This window comes from Mesobacillus stamsii (assembly GCF_030814065.1).
GTDB classification, from domain to species: domain Bacteria; phylum Bacillota; class Bacilli; order Bacillales; family Cytobacillaceae; genus Mesobacillus; species Mesobacillus stamsii.
Genome location: NZ_JAUSUN010000006.1, coordinates 89191 through 108213 on the forward strand (window position 1 = coordinate 89191; position 19023 = coordinate 108213).

General features: G+C 41.9%; 16 protein-coding genes and 1 riboswitch. Of the genes, 7 read left to right on the forward strand and 9 right to left on the reverse strand.

What is annotated here, in order from left to right; genetic code table 11:
- Nucleotides 1-53: 53 nt before the first annotated feature.
- Nucleotides 54-163: riboswitch (SAM riboswitch) on the forward strand.
- Between the two features lie 112 nt (nt 164-275).
- Genes J2S25_RS06955 through metH form a run of 3 tightly spaced genes read left to right on the forward strand, consistent with a single transcriptional unit; the run spans nt 276 to nt 6698 of the window.
- Nucleotides 276-1406, forward strand: coding sequence for a methionine biosynthesis PLP-dependent protein (locus J2S25_RS06955; protein ID WP_044391116.1), 1131 nt, complete (start codon nt 276-278; stop codon nt 1404-1406).
- Nucleotides 1403-3265, forward strand: a complete 1863-nt coding sequence (locus J2S25_RS06960; RefSeq protein ID WP_044391115.1) for a bifunctional homocysteine S-methyltransferase/methylenetetrahydrofolate reductase — start codon at nt 1403-1405, stop codon at nt 3263-3265. The genes J2S25_RS06955 and J2S25_RS06960 overlap by 4 nt, the downstream gene beginning before the upstream one ends.
- Complete coding sequence (gene metH / locus J2S25_RS06965) at nt 3246-6698, forward strand: methionine synthase (protein WP_044391114.1); 3453 nt, start codon at nt 3246-3248, stop codon at nt 6696-6698. The genes J2S25_RS06960 and metH overlap by 20 nt, the downstream gene beginning before the upstream one ends.
- 124 nt (nt 6699-6822) lie before the next feature.
- Here metH and J2S25_RS06970 read toward each other — a convergent pair whose 3' ends face one another.
- Both J2S25_RS06970 and J2S25_RS06975 read right to left on the reverse strand, forming a co-directional pair.
- A complete protein-coding gene (locus tag J2S25_RS06970) occupies nt 6823-8190 on the reverse strand; it encodes an MATE family efflux transporter (RefSeq protein ID WP_044391113.1) in 1368 nt (455 codons plus the stop codon).
- A gap of 134 nt (nt 8191-8324) precedes the next feature.
- Complete coding sequence (locus J2S25_RS06975; protein WP_044391112.1) at nt 8325-9863, reverse strand: DHA2 family efflux MFS transporter permease subunit; 1539 nt, start codon at nt 9861-9863, stop codon at nt 8325-8327.
- A 184-nt stretch (nt 9864-10047) separates the two neighbouring features.
- Here J2S25_RS06975 and J2S25_RS06980 point away from each other — a divergent pair, with 184 nt between their 5' ends.
- Nucleotides 10048-10914, forward strand: coding sequence for a TetR/AcrR family transcriptional regulator (locus J2S25_RS06980; protein WP_044391111.1), 867 nt, complete (start codon nt 10048-10050; stop codon nt 10912-10914).
- Between the two features lie 108 nt (nt 10915-11022).
- Here the strand turns inward: J2S25_RS06980 and J2S25_RS06985 are convergent, their stop codons facing one another.
- Both J2S25_RS06985 and J2S25_RS06990 read right to left on the reverse strand, forming a co-directional pair.
- Nucleotides 11023-11736, reverse strand: a complete 714-nt coding sequence (locus J2S25_RS06985; RefSeq protein ID WP_044391110.1) for a DUF2161 domain-containing phosphodiesterase — start codon at nt 11734-11736, stop codon at nt 11023-11025.
- A 35-nt stretch (nt 11737-11771) separates the two neighbouring features.
- On the reverse strand, nt 11772-12215 hold the full coding sequence (locus J2S25_RS06990) for an SRPBCC family protein (RefSeq protein WP_044391109.1): 444 nt from the start codon (nt 12213-12215) through the stop codon (nt 11772-11774).
- Nucleotides 12216-12376: 161 nt separating this feature from the next.
- On the opposite strand from J2S25_RS06990, the gene J2S25_RS06995 reads away from it, so the two are divergent.
- Entirely contained in the window at nt 12377-13051 is a 675-nt protein-coding gene (locus tag J2S25_RS06995) for a ferritin-like domain-containing protein (RefSeq protein WP_307191564.1), read from the forward strand.
- A gap of 41 nt (nt 13052-13092) precedes the next feature.
- Here J2S25_RS06995 and J2S25_RS07000 read toward each other — a convergent pair whose 3' ends face one another.
- Both J2S25_RS07000 and J2S25_RS07005 read right to left on the reverse strand, forming a co-directional pair.
- A complete protein-coding gene (locus J2S25_RS07000) occupies nt 13093-14466 on the reverse strand; it encodes a sensor histidine kinase (protein WP_044392229.1) in 1374 nt (457 codons plus the stop codon).
- Nucleotides 14456-15184, reverse strand: coding sequence for a response regulator transcription factor (locus tag J2S25_RS07005; protein WP_044392227.1), 729 nt, complete (start codon nt 15182-15184; stop codon nt 14456-14458). The genes J2S25_RS07000 and J2S25_RS07005 overlap by 11 nt, the downstream gene beginning before the upstream one ends.
- A 196-nt stretch (nt 15185-15380) precedes the next feature.
- Between J2S25_RS07005 and J2S25_RS07010 the strand changes: the two genes are divergently transcribed.
- Both J2S25_RS07010 and J2S25_RS07015 read left to right on the forward strand, forming a co-directional pair.
- Entirely contained in the window at nt 15381-15971 is a 591-nt protein-coding gene (locus J2S25_RS07010; RefSeq protein ID WP_044392225.1) for a biotin transporter BioY, read from the forward strand.
- A gap of 146 nt (nt 15972-16117) precedes the next feature.
- Complete coding sequence (locus J2S25_RS07015; RefSeq protein ID WP_044392223.1) at nt 16118-16393, forward strand: YqhV family protein; 276 nt, start codon at nt 16118-16120, stop codon at nt 16391-16393.
- Between the two features lie 10 nt (nt 16394-16403).
- On the opposite strand, the gene J2S25_RS07020 is transcribed toward J2S25_RS07015, so the two are convergent.
- Genes J2S25_RS07020 through J2S25_RS07030 form a run of 3 tightly spaced genes read right to left on the reverse strand, consistent with a single transcriptional unit; the run spans nt 16404 to nt 18949 of the window.
- Nucleotides 16404-17162: an ATP-binding cassette domain-containing protein gene (locus J2S25_RS07020; protein ID WP_044392221.1), complete on the reverse strand. Its 759-nt coding sequence runs from the start codon at nt 17160-17162 to the stop codon at nt 16404-16406.
- A 19-nt stretch (nt 17163-17181) separates the two neighbouring features.
- A complete protein-coding gene (ssuC, locus tag J2S25_RS07025; protein ID WP_044392219.1) occupies nt 17182-17946 on the reverse strand; it encodes an aliphatic sulfonate ABC transporter permease SsuC in 765 nt (254 codons plus the stop codon).
- A 22-nt stretch (nt 17947-17968) separates the two neighbouring features.
- Nucleotides 17969-18949, reverse strand: a complete 981-nt coding sequence (locus J2S25_RS07030; RefSeq protein ID WP_044392217.1) for a sulfonate ABC transporter substrate-binding protein — start codon at nt 18947-18949, stop codon at nt 17969-17971.
- Between the last annotated feature and the right edge of the window lie 74 nt (nt 18950-19023).

Below are 19023 nucleotides of genomic sequence, written 5' to 3' on the forward strand. Positions count from 1 at the left end.
ATTTTCTATATCAGCTGTAATATTTAGAGAAATTTAATAATTCCATTTATGGAATCTTATCGAGAGAAGCTGAGGGTCCTGGCCCTATGAAGCTTCAGCAACCTTCAACTTTGTTGAAAAGGTGCTAATTCCAGCAAGTTTTCAAAAACTTGGCAGATAAGAAGTTGGCTGATCATTTTAAAGTCTTCTTCTTGAGAAGGCTTTTTTGTTTTTTACAAGTCAGCATTTTAAAACAAATATAGTCTCTGGCCGATCAATCATGAGGAGTGAGTACATTGGTGAAAATCGATACAAAGTTAGCACAGCTAGGCAATAGGAGTGAATCTGCGACCGGTGCGGTGAATCCTCCCATTTATTTGACAACAGCGTATCGTCATGAAGGGATTGGACAGTCCAGTGGTTATGATTATGTTCGTACTGGCAATCCTACTCGCGAAATTTTGGAAAAGGCAATTGCCGACCTCGAAGAAGGAGACCGTGGATTTGCCTGCAGCTCAGGAATGGCGGCAATTTGGACCGTTCTCTCGCTTTTTAAGTCTGGGGATGAATGGATTGTCTCAAAAGATTTGTATGGGGGTACATACAGACTTCTTGAGCAAGGATTTAAAAAGTGGGGATTACATAGTACCTATGCAGATATGTCAAATTTACTAGAAATCAAGGCAGCCATCAATCCCAATACAAAGGCACTGTTTGTGGAAACACCGACAAACCCGTTAATGGAACAGGCAGATATCGAGTCCATTGCTCAGATCGCCAATGAGTACGGGATCTTGTTGATCGTTGATAATACTTTCTACACTCCCCTTCTCCAAAAACCTTTGACTCTTGGCGCTGATATTGTGATCCACAGTGCGACGAAATACCTCGGGGGACATAATGATGTGCTGGCAGGATTGATTGTTGCAAGAGGGAAAGAAATTTGCGAGTCCCTTTTCCTCCATCATAATGGGGGCGGGGCGGTTTTAAGTCCTTTCGATTCCTGGCTTCTCCTTCGTGGCATGAAGACATTGTCACTAAGGATGGAGCGACATGAGCAGAATGCCAAGAAGCTGGTTGACTTCTTGAAAAAACATGAGTCTGTAAAGGATGTTTTTTATCCCGGAAGAGGCGGAATGATTTCGTTCCGTGTCCAGTCTCCCGCCATCGTCGATCCATTTTTGAAAAGCTTGTCTATAATCACTTTTGCTGAGAGTCTTGGAGGTGTTGAAAGTTTTATTACCTACCCTGCTACTCAGACACACGCTGATATTCCACCTGAAATTCGCGAACAAACCGGCGTCTGTGAGCGGTTGTTGCGATTCTCTGTCGGTATTGAAGATTACCGAGATTTGCTAGATGATTTGCAAGCGGCTTTTAAAAAAGCGGTGGAGAAGGCTGATTTACAGAAGGAGGGATTAGAATGAGTTTCCTGAAACGAATGGAAAATGAAATTTTAATAGCGGATGGTGCAATCGGTACCCTGCTCCATTCCTATGGAGCAGGAACCTGTTTTGAAGAGTTGAATCTCTCCCAGCCTGAAGCGATCATAAAGATCCATAAAGCATATATGGATGCTGGAGCTGATCTAATTCAGACGAATTCATATGCTGCCAATTATATAAAACTAGAAAGATATGGACTTGAGGATCAAGTGAAGGAAATCAATAGCGCAGCTGTCCGGCTTGCCCGTCAGGCAGCAGGCAGCGAGGCTTATGTTTTAGGAACGATGGGCGGCAATCGCGGCATCAGGCCATCAGCCATCCCGATTGAAGAGATCAAGCGTAGCTTCAGGGAACAGCTCTATTGCCTGCTTCTTGAAGGAGTGGACGGAGTGCTGCTCGAAACCTTTTATGATATGGAGGAAATCGAGACTGTATTGGCAATTGCCAGAAAGGAAACAGATTTGCCGATCATTGCTCATGTAACGCTCCAGGAAATCGGCATTATGCAGGACCAGACTCCTCTTCAGGAAGTTTTTAACAGGCTGGAAAATCTGGGTGCTGATATCGTCGGACTTAATTGCAGACTAGGGCCTCATCATATGATTTCGAGCCTCGAACAGATCAAGCTTCCGACAAGAGCATTCTTATCGGTGTATCCAAATGCTGGTTTGCCAGCGTACACAGATGGAAAATTCCATTATGAGGGCGACCCGGAATATTTCAGAAAGTCGGCCCGCAGCTTTCGTGAACAAGGAATCAGGCTGATCGGTGGGTGTTGCGGTACTACACCAGAACATATTAAAGCATTAGCTGATGAACTAAAGGGGTCGCAGCCAGTTAGCAATAAGCTAGTCGCGGCAAAAAAAGTCAAGGTTGTGGCGGCACCAGCAGATGTCAAACGGCCAGATGCTCCTCTGCATGAATTAGTAAAAGAACGACCTTCGGTGATTGTCGAGCTAGACTCTCCGCGGAAACTCGATACTAAACGCTTTTTTGAAGGAGCGAAGGCGTTAAAAGAAATAGGAATCGATGCTTTGACACTTGCGGATAATTCACTTGCTTCACCCAGAATTTCCAATTCAGCCGTTGGCCATCTGGTTAAAGACAAAATTGGAATGCGTCCGCTCGTACACCTGACTTGCCGGGACCGTAACATAATCGGGCTGCAGTCGCATTTAATGGGTCTGCACACACTTGGCCTTCATGATGTCTTGGCAGTTACCGGAGACCCTGCCCGAGTCGGGGATTTTCCTGGAGCGTCGTCTGTTTTTGACGTATCTTCCTTTGAATTAATTGAGATGATCAAACAATTGAATTCAGGACTCTCCTATTCTGGCAAAGACCTTGGGCAAAAAGGAGCATTTTCGATCGGAGCAGCCTTTAATCCAAATGTCCGCTCCATAGATAAAGCAGTCCTGAGGATGGAAAAGAAAATCAGGGCTGGTGCAGATTATTTCATAACCCAACCGGTCTACTCTGAAAAAATGCTATTAGCAGTCCAGGAAGCTACAAAGCATCTGGATACACCTATCTATATTGGGTTGATGCCGCTTACGAGCAGCAGGAATGCAGAATTTCTCCATAATGAAGTTCCCGGAATTAAGATCTCACAGGAAATACTCGAAACGATGGCGAAATTCAATAACGAACCGCTTCAATCCAAGAAAGAAGGCATTGCCATCACGAAGGGTTTGATCGAAGCAGCAGCTGAATTATTTAATGGCATCTATTTGATCACCCCTTTTATGAATTATGAAATGAGTGTGGAATTAGCTCGTTATGCTAAAGAATACAGCAGCCATCTACAGAGGAGGAAACAAAATGTCAACCTTGTTAACTGAGCAGATGAAACAAAAAATCCTGATCATGGATGGCGCCATGGGAACAATGCTCCAACAGGCTAATCTTTCCGCGGATGATTTCGGCGGGGAAGAATATGAAGGCTGTAATGAGATCTTGAATCTTACTGCACCAGAATTGATTAAACAAATACATCGTGAATACTTAACTGCCGGCGCAGACATCATTGAAACCAATACATTCGGTGCTACCAGTTTAGTCCTTGACGAATATGGCTTAGGGCATAAAGCGTATGAAATTAACAAGAAAGCAGCTCTGATCGCCAGGGCCGCTGCGGATGAAGCGTCTACTCCTTCCCAACTTCGATTTGTTGCTGGTTCCATGGGCCCGACAACCAAAACATTGAGTGTTACCGGGGGATCCACTTTCGAGGAAATGTCGAAAACATATGAAGAACAGGCACTCGGATTGATCGATGGTAAGGTGGATTTGCTGCTGCTTGAGACGAGTCAGGATCTGCTTAATGTCAAAGCAGCCTATAGTGGAATCAAACGAGCTTTCGAAATAAGCGGCAAAGAACTTCCCATCATGATTTCAGCGACAATCGAACCAATGGGCACTACACTAGCCGGCCAATCAATTGAAGCATTCTATATTTCGGTTCAGCATATGAATCCAATCGCCATCGGGCTGAACTGTGCAACAGGGCCTGAATTCATGCAAGAGCATCTGCGCTCTCTGTCCTTCCTCTCCCAGTCCGCAGTCAGCTGCTATCCAAATGCAGGACTGCCCGATGAAGAAGGTCAATACCATGAAACACCTGATACCCTTGCGCAGAAGCTATCCGATTTTGCCACGCATGGCTGGCTGAATATTGTCGGAGGCTGCTGCGGCACCACTCCGGCTCATATAAAAGCGATTTCGGAAAAAATGAGAGCACAAGAGCCAAGGCAGACAGAAGGAAATCGGCATCATATGGTATCTGGAATCGAACCCTTCATCTATGATGATCCAACATTAAGACCAATCATGGTTGGGGAACGGACCAATGTGATCGGTTCGCGGAAATTTAAAAGATTGATTTCTGCAGGAAAGATAGAAGAAGCAGCAGAAATTGCAAGAGCTCAGGTTAAAAATGGAGCCCATGTTATCGATATTTGCCTTGCAGATCCCGACAGAGAAGAACTGCAAGATATGGAACAGTTCATTCAGGAAGTTGTCAAAAAAGTAAAGGTTCCACTGGTGATTGATTCGACTGATGATGCAGTCATTGAAAAAGCGCTAAGCTATTGTCAGGGAAAGGCGATCATCAACTCCATCAATTTAGAAGATGGCGAGGAGCGCTTTGAATCAGTTGCTCGACTGATCCACAAATACGGAGCCGCAGTGGTGGTTGGCACGATTGATGAAGAAGGGATGGGTGTTTCCGCTGAACGAAAATTGGCGATTGCCCAACGATCCTACGACCTGCTTGTCAATAAATATAAGGTACCGGCGGAGGATTTGATTTTTGATCCGCTTGTCTTCCCAGTCGGTACCGGCGATGAACAATATATCGGTTCAGCAAAAGCGACTGTTGAAGGCATCAGGATGATTAAGGAAAAACTTCCGGAAACTCAAACAATCCTAGGAATCAGCAATGTTTCTTTTGGTCTGCCTCCGGTAGGCCGAGAAGTATTGAACTCTGTTTTTCTTTATCACTGCACCCAGGCTGGCTTGGACTATGCAATTGTGAATACGGAAAAGCTCGAGCGTTTTGCTTCCATTAGTCCTGAAGAAGTAAAAATGGCGGAAGATTTACTGTTCGATACTAAAGATCAAACACTAGCTGATTTTACCGATTTTTACCGAGACAAAAAGAAGGAAACAAAAAGTACCCTGCCTGATATGACCCTAGAAGAAAGGCTGGCCTACTATGTGGTTGAAGGAACGAAAGAAGGCCTTCTCCCTGACCTGGATATTGCAGTGGAAACCTTTCCTGCCCCACTGGATATTATCAACGGTCCATTGATGGATGGAATGAAAGAAGTTGGCAGACTTTTTAATGATAATCAATTGATCGTGGCGGAAGTTCTCCAAAGCGCAGAAGTCATGAAAGCAGCTGTATCTCACCTCGAGCCGCATATGGAAAAAAACGATACAACCGCTGCTAAGGGGAAAGTGCTTCTTGCTACTGTAAAAGGCGATGTCCATGATATTGGCAAAAACCTTGTTGATATCATTCTCAGCAACAATGGCTACAATGTCGTCGATCTTGGAATCAAGGTTGCACCAACTGCGCTTATAGAGGCAATTAAAAAAGAAAAACCTGACATCGTCGGCCTTTCGGGTCTACTGGTGAAATCCGCACAGCAAATGGTGCTGACGGCACAAGATATGAAGCAAGCAGGCATCGATCTTCCGATAATGGTAGGAGGCGCGGCCCTTTCAAGGAAATTTACTGATACGAAAATCGCCCAGGAATATGACGGACTTGTATTATATGCAAAAGATGCAATGAACGGGCTTTCTCTAGCCAATCGACTGCAGGAACCGGACGGGCTTGAACAGTTTTTGCAAGAACAAAAGGACAAGCAAGAAGCAGCCTTAAACAAGCAAGAAATCATCATTCCTGGCCGGAAATCTGCCACTGCTGTGCTTGAACGTCCAAAAGCACTTCCAAAGGCGCCTGTCTTTATTCCGCAGGATTTGAATAGACATCTCGTAAAAACGTATACCCTTTCTCACATCGAGCCATATATCAACCAGCAAATGTTGTTAGGCCATCATCTGGGCCTAAAAGGAAAAGTAGAAAAATTGCTTGCTGAATCAAATGAAAAGGCAGTCAAGCTGCATGAGGTTGTCCAATCCCTCACAAGGGAAGCAATAGCAAACAAATGGATCAATCCTGCTGCCGTTTACCAGTTCTTCCCTGCCCAGTCAGAGGGGAATAGACTATTTATTTTCCACCCTGAGCAACAAGACCAGATCATTGAAACCTTTGAGTTCCCACGCCAGGAGGTTTCGCCCGGTCTTTGTCTGGCAGATTACGTACGCCCTGTTTCAGACGGAATTAAGGATTATATAGCGATGTTTGCGGTAACCGCAGGAGCAGGAATCAGACAAGCTGCAGACAAGCTGAAAAGCAAAGGAGAATTCCTGGAAAGTCATGCCCTTCAAGCCCTGGCACTTGAAACTGCAGAAGGCTTTGCGGAGTTACTCCATCGCCAAATAAGGGATCGTTGGGGATTTCCGGACACAGCGGAAATGACGATGAAGGATCGATTTTCGGCTAAATATCAGGGTCAGCGTTTTTCCTTTGGATACCCTGCCTGTCCAGACCTGGAAGATCAAAAAAAGCTATTTAATCTCCTCCAGCCAGAGGATATCGGCATACAGTTAACTGAAGGCTGCATGATGGAACCCGAGGCTTCCGTAACGGCAATTGTATTCTCACATCCAGAAGCCAGATATTTCAATGTTTTGAAGAATTAGCAGTAGATGCATGCAAGGGGGCTTCCTCCCTCTTGCTTTTTTCTGTGGTCCTATTTTCCTAATCTACTCAAGAATCGATTGAAAAGTTTCACGGAACGAAAAAAGAGATTCAAAAAGAATCTCTTTAAACTGTTTTGGCTGTAGGGACATTGAATTTTCTTTTTTGAATGAATAGTAACCTTAGTGATAAAGAGATCCCGGCTGCTAGCAATCCGGCGGTAAGGCCAATCCAGTAGCCAGATGCTTCAAGCCCGGTATATTGTGCGAGCAGATAACCTACTGGCAAACAGATGAACCAGTATGCAATCAGCGTGATTACGAAGGAAATATTCACATCCTTATATCCGCGTAGAACCGCTAACGCAGTAGCCTGAATGGCGTCGGAGATCATGAAGAATAATGCATATATCAAAAATTGACCGGTTAGCAAAATGACGGCAGGTTCATTCGAGTAAAAACCTGCGAGCTTATATCGGAATAAAACGACAAGTAAGCCTGCACCAATCGCGATGAGCGCAGCCAAATAAATCCCAAGCCAACTATAAATTTTGGCATCTTTATAACGTTGAGCGCCTACTTCGAACCCAACCAACACGGTTAACGCCATCGAGATACTCATAGGAATCATATAAAGGAAGGAGACAATATTCAACGCGGATTGATAGGCTGCAATCGTGGTAATATTGAATTTACTGATTAGAATGGTCACAACAGCAAACATGCTCGTTTCAAAAAAGATAGACAAGCCCATCGGAACACCGATTTTTACTATTTCCTTTACTTTCTCCCATGAAAATTCCTTGAAAAATTCCAGTCTAACAAACTCGGAAAATGGCTGTTGCTTGATAATAACGACAGCTGTCATTGCCGCAATTAGATAAAAAGTAATGGACGTTGCATAACCAGCACCTGCCCCACCAAGTTCCGGAAAGCCCCAATTTCCAAATATGAAAACATAATTAAAGAAAAAGTTGATGGGAAGTGACATGAGCAAAATATACATCACTACTCTAGTTTTTCCAAGCGCGTAGATGAAGGACCTAAGAACATTAAAGATGAATAATGGGATAATACCATAGCTTAAGCCGACCAAATATTGATAGGCCGTTTGCTGCACACTTTCTGGCAGATTCATGGCATTCAGAATAGGAGTTAGCAGAAAAATTCCTAAAATAATCACGAGTCCGGCAATAATCAGAGCCAAATAAATTCCATGGGTGAGAATCGAGGAAACTTCCTTTCCCTTCTTTTCTCCAAATCGCTGCGCGGCAATCGGGGAAACAGCCAGAAGAATTCCACTAAGACCTGTAAAGACTGGATTCCAGATTGAAGACCCAATCGCTACCCCAGCAAGATCGGAAGAATTATATTTTCCTGACATAATGGTATTGAAAAAGACCATGGAGAACATTCCTAATTGGGTGATCAATATCGGGATTAACATGACTAAAATTTGCTTTATTTTTTCTTTTGTCGAAAAAGTCTGGTACATCTGTCTACTCCTTGAATTGGTTGATTTTTGAACAAACACATGCAAAAATGGGTCCTTATACAGCTTAATGAACAAGCAGCCTATTAGTCAACAAGAATTACACTAAAAGGCCCCCTGAAATCCAGGGGGTCCTTTTAGTTATTAGCCAATTTTTGAGAGTGTTTCTTGGCAGGAACTTTTTTGCCAATGGTGTCTTCTGCTTGAGTAGCGCGTTTGATAAAGAAAGCGAGCACCAACGCAATGGCGGTAAGAATGACTGTCACAAAAAAGGCATCGTTAATTCCATGCAGCATTGCCTGCATCGCAATCTGCTGTTCCATTTCTGCTTTTGCAGCTGGGGTAACAGCTTTGCCTGCTGCTGCCGCCTGTTTAAACGCATCGGCTGCCAGCTCTGTACCGTAGCTTTTAGCGCGAGTGGACATGACAGTCACCAATAATGCTGTGCCAATAGCCCCGGATACCTGCTGCATCGTGTTATTCATAGCTGTACCATGAGGATAATATTTTACTGGTAATTGGTTTAAACCATTAGTCGAGACTGGCATATTGACCATCGACATACCCAACATCCGAATAGTGTAAAGGATGACCAGCTGGGTATACGTTGTTTCCAATGATAACTGGCTGAAATAATAACTCGTTATAAGTGTAATTGCCAGACCGATAATGGCCAATAACCGTCCGCCAAACTTATCAAATAATCTTCCAGTTACAGGTGACATGACTGCCATTACGATCGCACCAGGCAAAAGTAATAACCCTGCATCTATCGGAGAAATCCCTCTGATTGTCTGGACGTAAATTGGCAGCAAAAGCATGCCAGAGAACATCGCCATGGTGACAATCATTGAAATAACAGATGATAAGGCGAACATTGGATATTGATAGATCCTGAAATTAAGCATCGGTTTTTCCTGTCTCAATTGACGCAAGATAAAAGTTACCAATGACACAGTACCAATTGTTAACGTAACATAAACATTTGGACTATCCCAGCCCTTTGAGCCAGCAGAGCTAAAGCCATACAACAGCCCGCCAAAACCGATGCTGGATAGGGTAAGTGAAATGACATCAAGACGCATACTCACTTTTTCTTTTTTATCTTTAAGCAAAATGGAGCCAAGCAATAAAACAATTGCTGCAATTGGTGTGACAAAATGGAACAGCATTCTCCAGTCATAATGCTCAATTATCCAACCGGAGAGTGTCGGACCGATTGCCGGTGCGAACATCAGCACCAGGCCAAATACCCCCATTGCCGTTCCTCGTTTTTCAATTGGGAAACTGATGAGCATGACATTCATCAATAATGGCATCATGATGGCAGTACCTGATGCCTGGATCATCCTTCCTGCCAATAATAGTGGGAAAACATGGGCAGCACCAGCCAAAATAGTGCCTGCTGTGAATAATCCCATTGCAATTATGAATAACCGTCTTACTGAGTATTTTTGAATCAAATAAGCACTAAGTGGAATCATCACTCCGCTGACAAGCATGAAGCCCGTTGTCAGCCATTGTACTGTGGTTGCCTCTACTTTCAAGTCTGCCATGATGGTGGGCAAGGCTATATTAAGCAATGTATTATTTAGAAAAGCAATAAAAGCTCCGACTAACAAAACCGCGATGATGCCGTAAGGTGGTTTTTCGGGTGCTTTAACGTTTTTTTCCATTGTGAATTTCCCCCTTTATTGTTCACAAATAAGTAAACAATGTGATTGCATAAACAATAGCATATACTAAAGGTCTAATTTTTGCAATGCTTTTAAACTACTGTTATAAAGAGGTTTGTAAAGTGTAAAGATTTCAGGTAGTATTTATTTATACTAACGTTCCAAAAAAGGTTTAGGTGATGAAATGAACGACAGAAAACGAAATGTCATCGAAAAAGCACACGAGCTCTTCATCGAAAAAGGATTTCACGCAACCTCTATACAAGATATCCTAGATTACAGCGGAATATCAAAGGGAACTTTTTATAATTATTTCATATCAAAAAATGAACTGCTCATGGAAATCTTCAGGGCAGCCTTCAGGAAAATGGAAATGGCCCGAGACGCCTTATTACTTGGACAGGATGCAGGTGATCCTGAAGTTTTCATGAAGCAAATTGAACAACAGATGACAGCTAACAGAGAAAATAAAATTATTCCCCTTTTTGAAGAAGTATATTTTTCTGGTGATAATGAACTAAAGCAATTCATTGAAATAGGTCAAATGAAAATTTTACGATGGTTTTCCGACAGGCTTGCAAATATCACGGATGATCATTGCAGTCCGTACCTACTGGATGCTGCCATTATGCTGAATGCTATGCTCATTCAATATGTCCGATTTTATCGAAAAGCCTACGGGAATTCGGTAAGTATGCTCCCTGTTGTTCGTTATAGTGTCAACCGAATCCTAAACTTAATGGAGGAAGTTACACTGTCTCAGGAACAGTTGCTGTCTCCCGAACTTCTTGATGTATGGCTCCCTGTTTCTAATAGAGAGGCACTCGACTGGAGATCCAAAATTCATTCTGTTATTTCTCGTTTGAAAAAGCTTGATTGCAAAAATAAAGTTCATCTCCAAAAGCTAACTTTTCTTGAAGAAGAACTCCGGTCAAAGGAACCAAGAAAATTTCTGATCGATAGCATTGTTTTCTCGATGTCAGCGGATTTTAATCGAGAAACACATGAATTACAAGCTTTGATCGATGAACATTTGCTTGAAAAGGCATAAAGATACCGTGGACAAAAAAGCACGAGCAGCAATCCATTAGATTTACTGTCCATGCTTTTTTTATTATTTTCATCCAGATTTCTATCCATGAATTCATTCCGGCTTCGATCATTCACCTTTTCCTTCTAGTTTCTGTGTATAATACGCCACGAGTTCCGGATATTCCTTCAGGTTTGCTATTCCTTCGTTTGTTAATGCGTAAATGCCTCTCTCCACTCTCTCAAACCATTTATAATAGTTTTTCTGAAGGATGGATGGTGTCTTTTCGCCTGTTCCGAGGGCCACAAGTGCTTTTGGGGACATCTGTCCAAGCTTTTTAAGATAGCATGCTATATGGATACTATTTTCTTTATAGACGGTCATGATCTTCCTTTTATTGCTGCCGCCAATATTATAGTCGGCGCTTCTTCCCTCAATTTCCTTGAGTAAAGCTGCTTTTTTACGGTGGTTCTTGTTCGTCACACGAGTAAAGGGTTCTGGATGAAGTTTAAATTCAATGGATTTTCGATTGCCGGTAACCGTTACAATAATCAAGCCAACTTCCAGCCTTTTTAACAGGTGTTCGACATCATTCCATCGTTTTCTTGATTGCTTTTTTGGTTTCGGAATGGCTATGTACACCAAATCAGTAAGGCGCAGCCTTCTAGTTGCCTGAAGCAAAAGATCAATATTTAATGTCAGTTTTAATTCGACAATGATAAGGTTTCCGTCTTTTACAGCCGTTAAATCACAGTCATGCACTTCCCCGTTTACCCGATACCCTTGTTTTATAAAATGATCTTTAATTGGCCCATAAAGATCTGCTTCATATAATTTAGTCATGTTCTAAAGCAAACTCCCTTATGCACTAGTGAAATTCACATTCCTCGTTCCAACTCTTCTGCAATTGCGGTTGTTAATTTTTGTCCGCTTTTTGGCAAGGAACTCTTCATAACCGCATTCATTACTGTCGCAAGGGCACCTTCTGCTGTCAATTCAAGAAATCCGGTCATCTTTGTTTTATTGATTTGAACTGTTTCGGCATGAAAATAACCATTCCCTTTCAGATTTTCATTGATTCCATCTAATTCAAATAATACTCTACTAGGCTCGATCCATTCTTTGATTGTTACGAGCAAACTAAGCTTCTTTTTCAAAACTCCGACCGTCTCCCTGAAAGTCCAACTAGACTGGTTTTCATTCAGCTTTTCATGGTTGATATAACCCGGCAGTAAAGGAGCCCAATTATCCATCTCTTTAACAAAATCCCAAACCTTTTCTATCGGAACATCAATGATTACTTCGTGCTTACTTTCTGGCATAATACTCTCCCCTTTCCATGAAAAATACAGATAAACTACAGCACCAGGGAAATCCCCCATGAAAAAACTTATTTTCGTCATAAATTCGTCTTTAGCCCGTCAAACTCTCTCTGTATTCTAAGGTTGTAGGACAGAATGATAGATAAAAAGGAGAGATTGACATGAACAAGAAATTTATGATTTCAACAGTAGCAGCTATCGGACTTTTAACTGGAGGAGGTATTTTGCTGGCAAATGCTTCATCCCCAGCTCCCCAAGAGAATACGATACAAACAACTCAAGCTGAAGAAACAAATACGAATACACAGGTACAGGGTCAACAAGGCAAAGGACAACAAGGTCAGGGACATCAAGGTCAAGGGCAGCAAGGTCAAGGTAAGGGTCACAATCAAGTGAAACCGGATCTAAGCCAAGCCACCTCCGATCATCCGTCTTTAAGTCTCGTAGATCCTTCACTGGAAGAAATGCTTGACTTCGCCATCCGTGATGAATACTTTGCCTTAGCTGAATATGAAATCATTATGGAGCAGTTTAATGTAGACAGTCCATTTAGTAACATCTCAGAAGCAGAACAGCATCACATTGATTTGTTGGTCCCGCTGTTCAGTGAGTATCAACTGCCGATGCCTGAAGATACAAGCAAGGTAGAAATACCAGAGACATTGAAAGAGGTCTATCAAATGGGAGTTCAAGCCGAAATTGATAACATCAAGATGTATGAATTTTTCTTGGAACAACCCGATCTTCCTGCTGACGTCAAGGATGTCTTTGGAAAATTGATGAACGCATCATACAATCATCTCAATGCGTTTCAAACAGAATTAGATAAATTGTAATCCATTATACATGCTCGTCACTGCTAGTGGTGGCGAGTTTCTTACTGAAGTCGCGGAAGTATCACACGAAATATCGATCCTTGCTGAACTATACTGGTTAATTCAATCTTTCCGTTATGAGCTTCGACGATGGCTTTGACCAAAGATAGTCCTAATCCCATCTCCCCTCTTTGCAAGGAACGAGATGGATCAACTTTGTAAAATCTGTCGAAAATGAGCTTCTGCTCCTCGGGCGTCATTCCTATTCCGGTATCTTCCACTTCAATCCGAACTTCATCCGCATCGGCAGAACAGCTTATTTTTATAAGGCCTGAAGAAGTGAATTGCAATGCGTTCTTTAAAAGGTTTATCAGTACTTGCCGGAGACGGTCCTCATCTCCCATTATCGTGAGGTTATGATGGCTACCAGAACATTCGTTGGTAAGCTGAAGCTCCTGCTCATCAGCCAATATACGCATTTGATCTGTAACTTGTTCCACCATCTTGCATAAATCAATGGTTTTATATTGGAGTGGTGCTTGACCGCTGCGCAATCGTTCCAGATCCATAGTGGTCTGTACCATTCGGATCAATCGTAAGGTTTCATTTTCAATCATAAAATAAACTCGCTGCTGTTGATCATTCTGTATATATCCGTTCCGAAGCGCCTCAATCCAGCCACGAATCGATGTGAGCGGTGTTTTTATTTCATGAGATAAGTCGGCAAATAGCTGTGAACGTAAGAGTTCAAGCCGTTCGACTTCTTTTGAAGTGATTTCAAGGTTTTGGCTCATTCGATTCAAATCATGGGCAAGGTCCGCAATTTCATCCTGACCTTTTACTGGAATTTGTTTGCCAAATTCCCCATCGGCTATTATCCGGGTCATTTCACGCATGGTGGAGATTCTACTTTGTAATCGTCTAGCTAATAAAATGCTTATAAAAAATACAGATAGCATGAGAATGGCAGTTACTTTCCATAAAAGACTTTGTAATTCTTTGGTTGCTATTTCAATTTCGTTTAACGGGGAAGCGATAAGCAAAGCTTCATCTTGTTGAACAGGCATGATGAGAACCGTCATAGGAATGCTAAAGTGTTGTCGGTCTTGGCGAAATTCTAATTTTTCTCCCTTGTTCAGTTTTGCCCAATCCGAATCTCCCAGATTTATATTGGAAGCGTTTGGATTAGGTGTGTTTTGGATCGGTACATTTTTTTTGATTAATTGTATGTGCAATGATACATCTCGACCATTTGATGGCTGAACAAGGCTTGGGTTTAAAATTAAATAAGACCCTATTTTTTCAAACTGCTGTATTTTTAATTGATATAGGAGATTCGGAAGCAGCATGTAAGTTGAGCCGACGATCAGAGTCAACAAAAGTCCCGATACGAATATATGACTGATAAAAAGCTGGTGGAAAAATCTAAGTTTCATCGACGATATCCCCATCAAATTTGTAACCAGATCCCCACACAGTATGAATCCAAGAATAAGGCGGAGTAGAAATTTTCCTTCTTAACCGTTTAATATGAGCATCTACGGTACGATCATCGCCAATATAATCATATCCCCAGATAGTTTCGATTAATTGTTCTCGTGAAAATACATGTTTTGGATGTCTTGCTAAGAAAACAAGAATATCAAATTCTTTTGGCGTTAAACTTTCGATCATTTGATTATGTAAGACAACCTCACGAGTGTCTAGGTTAATTTGATAGTTTTGCCCCGCAATAAAATTGTCTTGAATTTGATTGCTGGTGACCACCTGAGTAATGGAACCAAAAGTTTCCATGCGCCGCAAATGAGCTTTTATCCGTGCTAAGAGCGCGAACGGACTAAATGGCTTAGTAACATAATCATCAGCGCCTCCTTCAAGGCCGATGACTAAATCGACGACATCATCTTTTGCAGTCAACATAATGATAGGAAGCGTAGTTGTAATTTTGCGAATTTCCTGCAACAAAGTAATCCCGCTGACCCCTGGTAACATCCAGTCTAGCAAAAGTAAGTCGGGAGGGGTTTGTTGAATATACTCGATCACTCCAGTAGAATCAGAGAACCTCTGAATTTTATATCCATCTCTAATTAGAAAAACTTGAAGCATTTCAAATACTGTTGGGTCGTCTTCCACAATTGCGATTGTAGACATCATAGCTCACCTCTAATTCATTATTGTCGCACAATTTCTCGTGTTTGTATATATGGGGAGTAGCCGCAATATCCAAACCATCAAGGAAATACGACAGCCGTCTGCTGATATTAAAATTGTTAACCAATATTATTTTTAGTTGACATAAATAATCAAGAAAGTTTATTCTTGTTTTAGAGGAAAAAGGAGGGCGTTTTAGTTGAAATTAAAAGCACTTGATTTAACACTTGCATCCATGTTTGTTGGTCTAATGGCGATTGGAGCGAACATCACCGCACTTGTACCATTCATGGTAATAGGAGGTGTCCCCATTACCTTGCAAACCTTCTTTGCCATTTTAGCGGGAATCATCCTGGGCAGCCGGCTAGGAGCGATTTCAATGACGGTATATGCCTTGGTTGGGCTAGCAGGTGTTCCTGTTTTTGCGCAGTTCAGCGCAGGATTTTCCACATTGATCAGCCCTACATTCGGATTTATTCTATCGTTTATTTTAACAGCTTATGTAGCAGGCAAGGTTGTTAAGAATAATCGTTCACTTGCAGCTTTCATCTCAGCAGCACTCGCAGGTCTTTTTATTAATTATGTAGTAGGTACAAACTGGATGTATTTTGCCTATAAATTATGGGCGGCAGCACCAGAAGGATTCACGTATAAGCTGGCATGGCTCTGGATGGTTGCTCCTCTTCCAAAAGACATTATTCTAGCTGTTTTAGCTGGAATGATGGGCCATAGGCTCGAAAGAACTATTCTTTCAAAGGGAAGTTTCAAACATTTACGAAAAGCTGTTTAACGTCAAAGAAGCGAAGAGAGCAGAAACCTATTCAATATAGAAGAAAAGGCATAACAGATAAAGTTCTGATATGCTTTTTTTCTTGTCCTTTATTCTTGGCACCGTGCATACAATAAAATGCTAAAAGGTTTCCGGGGAGGATTACGATGGTACAGTTATTTGAAAAAGCAATAATCGGAATGGCTCTGTTACGATTTTTTTCGGGGAGCCTTGAAATATTCGCAGCCGTACTCATCTTAAAATTTAATGATGTAGAAAAAGCTCTTATTGTTAATAGCACCCTTGCTTTTGTTGGCCCTCTCATCCTTATCGCAACCACGGCGATAGGGTTACTTGGTCTTTCTGATCGAATTTCATTTCAAAAAATGATATGGATCCTTTGTGGTGTTGCGTGTATTTTATATGGCGTGAAAACCGAGTAGGTTTAAATTGCTATTTTATAATGAGACGCAGATTCTGTTCGTTTGGGTCGACAATTCTAGATAAAATCTCTTCTGAAATATTAACAAAAACCTGCTGAGTTTTCTGTCTTGGTCTTGAAAGATTAATGTTTTTACTTAAGACAATTTTTCCATCTTCAATTAGGATGACTCGATCAGCAAGAGCAACAGCTTCTTCTACATCATGTGTTACTAGGATGGTTGTGATTTTTTCTTTCTCCCATATACATTCAATAAGTTCCTGCATTTCCAGTCTTGTAAGTGCATCCAATGCTCCTAGCGGTTCATCCAGGAGCAGAATCTCCGGTTTATGCACCAGCGCTCTTGCAAGTGCAACCCTTTGTTTTTGCCCTCCCGAAAGCTTTGAGGGCCAATCATGCATTCTACCTTCGAGCCCTACATCTCTTAACGCAGCGATTGCAGTTTGTCGCCAGTCCCCTTTCAAGCCCAATCCGACATTTTCGAGGACTCTTTTCCACGGAAGCAGACGTCCATCCTGAAACATGATTCTTGCCTGTGTATTGAGACCTGCAAGTTCCTTGTCTTTAATCGAAATCGATCCTTCGTTGTAATGTTCCAGTCCTGCAATTAACCGCAAAAGGGTACTTTTTCCACAGCCGCTTTTTCCTACAATGGCAATAAATTCACCCTGGTTTACTTTCAAATTGATTCCATCCAATACAACAGTATGATCAAAACTCTTTTTCAATTGATTGAGGTGAATATGCGGTACTCGAGCATCCTTTTTCATTCCCGAACCTCCTCGTTGATTATGTCTTCCACTTAAGCCATTTTTCTTCCATATACTTCGCAACCATATCAGAGAATTTTCCAAACAAAGCATAGATGAGAATGCTTAACACAATGACATCCATCTGCATAAATTCTCTTGCATTCATGGCCATATAGCCAATTCCTGAGTGAGCAGAAATGGTTTCTGCGACAATCAATGTGAGCCACATCACTCCTAGTGAAAATCGGATGCCAACTAAGATGGAGGATAAAGCTCCGGGGAAAATGACTGAAAAAAACAATTTGGATCCTCGTAATCCATATGCTTTGCCCATTTCAATCAAATCACCTTCCACATTTTTAATTCCGTGATACGTATTAATATACACCGGAAATAAAACACCGAGAGCGACGAGAAAAATTTTGGAAGTCTCATCTATTCCAAACCATAAGATCACTAAAGGAATCAGCGCGAGGTGCGGAATATTCCTTAGCATTTGTATCGACGTATCAAGCAATAGATCAGAAAAACGGAAGATTCCGTTCATGATTCCAAGGAAAAAGCCAAGAAGGCCACCAATCAGAAATCCAAGCGTTGCCCTTCCCAGGCTGATCGAGATATGATCAGTCAACTCCCCTGTACTCGTCAATTCAATTGCCGCTGTAAATACGTCACTCGGGGCCGGCAATATTCTATCTGAAATGACTCCATTCCATGAAAACAGCTGCCATAATACCAATAATAATACCGGTAAAGCCCAGGGAATCATCCGGCGTATACCAGCCTTAAAACGAGCTTGCATAAAATTTCTCCTCCTAACCCACTCAATCCATCATTGCTTCCTCTACATGAATTTCTTTAGGGATGATTTTCAGATGATAGAAAGTATCTGCCTTTGCTTGCTGTTCCTTTTTGATTTCATCTGTTAAGGGGTCGACTCCGTACTCTCGTCTTTGGACGGCCATTTCTATCGATTTTTCATCAATTTTCAGCAGTGGGGCAATCATGGTCACAAGTTCTTTCTGATGACCATTTGCCCATTCTGATGAATGTTGGATCTGATTTACAATAATCTCAAGGATTTCTTTATTTTTTTTCGCGTAGTTCGCGTTCGCAACGAAAAAATCACGGTCAGATGTCAATCCTTCTCCATTCACAAGCAATGTAGCATCAGAATTTAGTTGAGTGTCAGCAGTGAATGGGTCCCACGTTACCCAGGCATCAATACTTCCTTGTTCGAAGGCGACTCGAGCGTCCCCTGGCTGTAGGTAGGCTGGAGTGATATCGCTATAATCAAGACCTGCTTTTTCTAATGCCTTAACAAGTAGGTAATGGGAGCTTGAACCTTTGACAAAGCCGATCTTCTTCCCTTTTAAGTCAGCCAGAGATTGAATCGGAGAATTCTTTGGAATGAGAATTCCACTACCCTCATATTTTGAATATCCAGCAGCAACATAGACAATTGGCGAACCGGAGGCCTGTGCAAATATTGGCGGTGAATCCCCTGTTCTTCCAAAATCGATGCTTCCCGCATTTAAAGCTTCCATTAATGCAGGTCCTGCCTGAAATTCCTTCCATTCAACTTTTACTCCTTTTTTCTCCAGCTCCTTTTCCACCGTGCCCAAAGACTTTAATATAACTAGCGGACCATTTTTTTGATAGCCAATTCGAATGGATTTATCAGAAGACATAGCATCTTTCCCTTGCTGCGTTCCCCCATCTTGACTGCAACTCGTCAGGACAAGGGCGAAAAACAATACAAAACCTGTAAAAATTTTTTTGTAAAACAATGAATTGAATCTCATTTCCCTACTCCCCTTGAACTCCATTTGTAACTGATTTAGCCTATGTAAAAGGAAAAAAGTAGGTTCCTGAATCG

What these genes read in the sequence shown, in the direction of transcription:
- J2S25_RS06960 (WP_044391115.1), top strand. Translation starts at nt 1,403, where the DNA reads ATGAGTTTCCTGAAACGAATGGAAAATGAAATTTTAATAGCGGATGGT.
- J2S25_RS06985 (WP_044391110.1), bottom strand. Translation starts at nt 11,736, where the DNA reads ATGACTAAATTATATGAAGCAGATCTTTATGGGCCAATTAAAGATCAT.
- J2S25_RS07000 (WP_044392229.1), bottom strand. Translation starts at nt 14,466, where the DNA reads ATGAAACTTAGATTTTTCCACCAGCTTTTTATCAGTCATATATTCGTA.
- J2S25_RS06990 (WP_044391109.1), bottom strand. Translation starts at nt 12,215, where the DNA reads ATGCCAGAAAGTAAGCACGAAGTAATCATTGATGTTCCGATAGAAAAG.
- J2S25_RS06980 (WP_044391111.1), top strand. Translation starts at nt 10,048, where the DNA reads ATGAACGACAGAAAACGAAATGTCATCGAAAAAGCACACGAGCTCTTC.
- metH (WP_044391114.1), top strand. Translation starts at nt 3,246, where the DNA reads ATGTCAACCTTGTTAACTGAGCAGATGAAACAAAAAATCCTGATCATG.
- J2S25_RS06975 (WP_044391112.1), bottom strand. Translation starts at nt 9,863, where the DNA reads ATGGAAAAAAACGTTAAAGCACCCGAAAAACCACCTTACGGCATCATC.
- J2S25_RS06970 (WP_044391113.1), bottom strand. Translation starts at nt 8,190, where the DNA reads ATGTACCAGACTTTTTCGACAAAAGAAAAAATAAAGCAAATTTTAGTC.
- J2S25_RS06995 (WP_307191564.1), top strand. Translation starts at nt 12,377, where the DNA reads ATGAACAAGAAATTTATGATTTCAACAGTAGCAGCTATCGGACTTTTA.
- J2S25_RS07005 (WP_044392227.1), bottom strand. Translation starts at nt 15,184, where the DNA reads ATGATGTCTACAATCGCAATTGTGGAAGACGACCCAACAGTATTTGAA.
- ssuC (WP_044392219.1), bottom strand. Translation starts at nt 17,946, where the DNA reads ATGCAAGCTCGTTTTAAGGCTGGTATACGCCGGATGATTCCCTGGGCT.
- J2S25_RS07015 (WP_044392223.1), top strand. Translation starts at nt 16,118, where the DNA reads ATGGTACAGTTATTTGAAAAAGCAATAATCGGAATGGCTCTGTTACGA.
- J2S25_RS07020 (WP_044392221.1), bottom strand. Translation starts at nt 17,162, where the DNA reads ATGAAAAAGGATGCTCGAGTACCGCATATTCACCTCAATCAATTGAAA.
- J2S25_RS07030 (WP_044392217.1), bottom strand. Translation starts at nt 18,949, where the DNA reads ATGAGATTCAATTCATTGTTTTACAAAAAAATTTTTACAGGTTTTGTA.